The organism is Streptomyces acidicola (assembly GCF_009377235.1).
In the GTDB taxonomy this organism is placed as follows: Bacteria; Actinomycetota; Actinomycetes; order Streptomycetales; family Streptomycetaceae; genus Streptomyces; species Streptomyces acidicola.
This window is the reverse complement of sequence record NZ_VMNX01000410.1, coordinates 1-4,666: the sequence shown is the minus strand read 5'-3', so window position 1 is coordinate 4,666 and position 4,666 is coordinate 1. Positions and strand designations below refer to the sequence as shown.

The window sequence follows — 4,666 nt, the reverse complement described above, 5'->3', positions numbered from 1 at the left end:
GGTCGCAGGGGCGGAGCCCCTGGTGACGGGACGGGTAGGGGCGGCGGGGGCGAAAGGAGCCCCCGCCGAAACCTCACCGCCGCTTGGGATCCACCAATCCCGCCCGCCGCAAGGCATCCGCCATCGCACTGTTGGCCGGCGCAGGCGCCTGACGCGTCCCGCCACCCCCGCCGCCGCCACCACGCCCCTGCCGCTGCCGCTGCTGAGGCGCCCGCCCTCCACGCTGCTGCTGCCGCCCACCGCCGGAGGAGGACGCCGCACCCTGCCCGGCCGCCTCGTCGTCCAGCCGCAGCGTCAGCGAGATCCGCTTGCGCGGGATGTCGACGTCCAGCACCTTCACCTTGACGATGTCACCGGGCTTCACCACGTCCCGCGGGTCCTTGACGAACGTCTTCGACATCGCGGAGACGTGCACCAGCCCGTCCTGGTGGACACCGACGTCCACGAACGCACCGAAGGCCGCGACGTTCGTGACGACACCCTCCAGCACCATCCCGGACGACAGGTCGGAGATCTTCTCGACGCCCTCCTTGAAGGTGGCCGTCTTGAAGGCCGGCCGCGGGTCGCGCCCCGGCTTCTCCAGCTCCTTCAGGATGTCGGTCACCGTCGGCAGACCGAACGCCTCGTCCACGAAGGCACTCGGCTTCAGCGACCGCAGCACCGACGTGTTGCCGATCAGCGACGCGACCTCGGCGCCCGACTGCTTCACCATCCGCCGGACCACCGGGTACGCCTCGGGGTGCACGCTCGACGAGTCCAGCGGGTCGTCGCCGCCCCGGATCCGCAGGAAGCCCGCGCACTGCTCGTACGCCTTCGGGCCCAGCCGCGCCACGCCCTTCAGATCGGGGCGGGACCGGAACGGGCCGTTCGCGTCGCGGTGGGCCACGATGTTCTCCGCGAGGCCGGACGAGATGCCGGAGACCCGGGCGAGCAGTGGCGCGGAGGCGGTGTTGACGTCGACGCCCACGCCGTTCACACAGTCCTCGACCACCGCGTCCAGCGACCGGGACAGCTTCACCTCGGACAGGTCGTGCTGGTACTGCCCGACACCGATCGACTTCGGGTCGATCTTCACCAGCTCGGCGAGCGGGTCCTGGAGCCGGCGCGCGATCGAGACGGCACCGCGCAGCGAGACGTCCATGTCGGGCAGCTCCTGCGAGGCGAACGCCGACGCCGAGTACACGGAGGCGCCCGCCTCGGACACCATCACCTTGGTGAGCTTCAACTCCGGGTGCTTGCTGATGAGTTCACCGGCGAGCTTGTCCGTCTCGCGTGACGCGGTGCCGTTGCCGATCGCGATCAGCTCGACCGCGTGCTCCTTGGCGAGCCGCGCTAGCTTGGCGAGGGCCTCGTCCCACTTGTTGGCCGGGACGTGCGGGTAGATGACGTCGGTGGCGACGACCTTGCCGGTCGCGTCGACCACGGCGACCTTCACGCCTGTACGGAGACCCGGATCGAGCCCCAGCGTCGAACGCGTGCCCGCGGGGGCGGCGAGGAGCAGGTCCCGGAGGTTCGCCGCGAACACGTCGACCGCCTCGTCCTCGGCGGCCGTCCGCAGCCGCAGCCGCAGGTCGATGCCGAGGTGCACGAGGATCCGGGTGCGCCAGGCCCAGCGGACCGTGTCCTTCAGCCACTTGTCGGCGGGGCGCCCTCGGTCGGCGATCTCGAAGCGGTTGGCCACGATGCCCTCGTACGACGACGGGCCGTCCGTGGCTTCCTCGGGCTCCAGGACGAGGTCGAGGGCCTCCTCCTTCTCGCCGCGCAGCATGGCGAGGATGCGGTGCGAGGGCAGCTCCGTGAAGGGCTCGGCGAAGTCGAAGTAGTCGGAGAACTTCGCGCCCGCCTCCTCCTTGCCCTCCCGCACCTTGGCGGACAGCCGCCCACGCACCCACATGCGCTCGCGCAGCTCGCCGATCAGGTCGGCGTCCTCCGAGAACCGCTCGGTGAGGATCGCCCGCGCGCCGTCCAGCGCGGCCTGTGGGTCGGCAACGCCCTTGTCGGCGTCCACGAACGCCGCTGCCGCCGCGAGAGGCTCGACGGCCGGGTCGCCCAGCAGCCCCTCGGCCAGCGGTTCGAGCCCCGCCTCGCGGGCGATCTGCGCCTTGGTGCGCCGCTTCGGCTTGAACGGCAGGTAGATGTCCTCCAGCCGCGCCTTGGTCTCGGCACCACGGATCTGCGCCTCGACCTCGGGCGTCAGCTTGCCCTGCTCGCGCACCGAGTCGAGGATCGCCGTACGCCGCTCCTCCAGCTCCCGCAGATAGCGCAGCCGCTCCTCGATCGTGCGCAGCTGCGCGTCGTCGAGCATCTCGGTCGCTTCCTTGCGGTAGCGGGCGATGAAGGGCACGGTCGAACCGCCGTCGAGCAGCTCCACCGCGGCCTTGACCTGCCGCTCCCGTACGCCGAGCTCCTCGGCGATCCTGCCTTCGATGGACCCTACGAGGGGTGTCGTCACGATCCCGTACCGCCTTCTTCACTGAGGTTGCGCGGCAATTGTGGCAGGCGACACCGACAACTGCAGAGCAGGGCGTGGTTGTACGGTCAGCGCCGGCGACCCCGTCCACCGCGCCGCGCCGCCCCCGAGGTATCGCCCAAGGCGCGGAATCTCCGCCGCCTCAGCCCTTGCCGAGCATGCCCTCCGGGAACGCGCCCGCCGCGAGAAGCGTCGCCAGCAGCGCGCCTCCCAGTTCGGTGAGCCGTTCGACGCCCGCGGCGCCGAGGTGCTCGTACGGCGCCAGGTCGAGCCGGTCCGTCTCGTTCTCGATCTCCTGGCGCAGCGCGACACCCGTCTCCGTCAGCTCGCCCTCGGAGTCCAGCACGCCCCGCTTCCGCAGCCGTTCCTCAGCGGCGTCCCAGTCGTGCCGCGTCCAGCCGCGCGTCCGCAACGCCCACTTCGGCGCCATGCCCTTGCCCGTTGCGGTGTGGCTCACCAGGGCTTCCACCGGGTCCAGGCCCGCGTCGAGCAGCACCGTCAGATGGCCGTCGCCCCGGTGCTCGCGCAGCAGCGTCGCAGCGTGCCACAGGGCGAGGTGCGGTTCGTCCGGCACCGGCAGGTCGGCGTGCGCGGCGTACAGGGGGCGTGCGGTCCTGGCGCACGCCTCGGCCGCGCGCAGCGCCAGCTCCGCAGCCTCGGTCAACTCCTCGGCGGCGAGCACCTCCTCGCCGAGCAGCCGCCGCAACGTGGCGTCCACGGCACGCGCGCGTGCGGCGAGTACGACCGACGGGGACGCGCTCTCCCACACAGCGGGCACGTGCCGCGCCACCAGCTCGTGCCGGAAGTTGTAGAACGTGGCCGTCACCACGCCCGCGCCCACCGGTCCCAGCGCGGCGGCCCGCACCGCCAAGTACGCCGCACCGGGGTCCTCGACCCCCACAGCGGCCAGCTCGCGCCCGAGGTCCGGTGAGAAGTAGTGCGTCGAGTGGAGGGGGTTGAGGACGTTGTGACAGCGCCGGCCGGCCCGCTCGGGGAGAGGTGTGGTCATGGCGTAGAGGTTACTGACTGGTTGGTATGCATGAAAGGCCGGGGCCGTCGCACTGCCTCTCCACCCGGCCACAGCAGAAGATTCACAGCAGAAGAGTCATGACCGAAGACCCGTGGCAGAAGACCCGCGGCAGAAGACCCATGGCGGAAAAGGTGGGGAACCCGTCATTGCGGCCATCGCCCGGCCCGCCAAGAATCGAGACATGCGAACCGTCCTGGTCGTCCTCTTCGACGACGTGCAGAGCCTCGACGTCACGGGGCCCGTGGAGGTCTTCCACGGCGCCGACCTGCACCGCCCCGGGACCTACCGCATCCGCACGGCCTCCCTGGACGGCGCCCCCGTACGCACCTCCAGCGGCCTCACGCTCGTCCCGGACCATGCCCTCGCCGGCGCCCCCGCCCCGCACACCCTGCTCGTCCCGGGCGGCCAGGGCACCCGGCGCCCCGCACCTGACCTCGTCGCATGGCTGCGCGAGCACGGCCCGCGAGCGGAACGCCTCGTCTCGGTGTGCACCGGCGCGATCCTGCTCGCGGAGGCGGGCCTTCTGGACGGCCGCCGGGCCACGACGCACTGGGCCTACTGCGACAAGCTGGCCCGGGACCACCCGGCGACCGAGGTCGACCCGGACCCCATCTACGTACGCGACGGAAACGTCGCCACCTCCGCCGGCGTCACCTCGGGCATCGACCTCGCCCTCGCGCTCGTCGAGGAGGACCTCGGCCGCGACACCGCGCTCTCCATCGCCCGCCACCTGGTCGTCTTCCTCCGACGGCCTGGCAATCAGGCCCAGTTCAGCGCCCAGCTCGCCGCGCAGACGGCCCGGCGGGAGCCACTGCGCGAGGTCCAGCAGTGGATCACCGAGCACCCGGGCGACGACCTGACCGTCGACTCGCTCGCCGCCCGCGCCCGTCTCTCGCCCCGCCACTTCGCCCGCGCCTTCCAGGCCGAGACCGGCATGACGCCCGGCCGGTACGTCGACCGCGTCCGCCTCGAACACGCCCGCCGGCTCTTGGAGGACACTGCCGACGGCGTCGAGGAGGTCTCCCGGGCCTGCGGCTACGGCACGCCCGAGGCCATGCGGCGGGCCTTCCTCAGGACGCTGGGCGCGGCCCCGGCGGAGTACCGGCGCCGCTTCCGCCCGGCACCCGCCCCCACTCGCTGAGCCTCCCGAAGCCCTGTCTCTTATA

3 protein-coding genes are annotated in these 4,666 nt (G+C 72.0%); 1 reads left to right on the top strand and 2 read right to left on the bottom strand.

The genetic code is table 11. The features are described 5' to 3' along the window. Window positions 1-73: 73 nt before the first annotated feature. Together FPZ41_RS44985 and FPZ41_RS44980 are read right to left on the bottom strand one after the other, a co-directional pair. Window positions 74-2,452: a Tex family protein gene (locus FPZ41_RS44985; protein WP_322621538.1), complete on the bottom strand. Its 2,379-nt coding sequence runs from the start codon at window positions 2,450-2,452 to the stop codon at window positions 74-76. Window positions 2,453-2,612: 160 nt separating this feature from the next. Continuing rightward, window positions 2,613-3,479, bottom strand: coding sequence for an SCO6745 family protein (locus tag FPZ41_RS44980; protein WP_152870519.1), 867 nt, complete (start codon window positions 3,477-3,479; stop codon window positions 2,613-2,615). 202 nt (window positions 3,480-3,681) lie between these two features. Between FPZ41_RS44980 and FPZ41_RS44975 the strand changes: the two genes are divergently transcribed. Next, window positions 3,682-4,641, top strand: coding sequence for a GlxA family transcriptional regulator (locus tag FPZ41_RS44975; protein ID WP_152870517.1), 960 nt, complete (start codon window positions 3,682-3,684; stop codon window positions 4,639-4,641). The last annotated feature ends 25 nt before the right edge of the window (window positions 4,642-4,666 follow it).

What these genes read in the sequence shown, in the direction of transcription:
- FPZ41_RS44980 (WP_152870519.1), bottom strand. Translation starts at nt 3,479, where the DNA reads ATGACCACACCTCTCCCCGAGCGGGCCGGCCGGCGCTGTCACAACGTC.
- FPZ41_RS44975 (WP_152870517.1), top strand. Translation starts at nt 3,682, where the DNA reads ATGCGAACCGTCCTGGTCGTCCTCTTCGACGACGTGCAGAGCCTCGAC.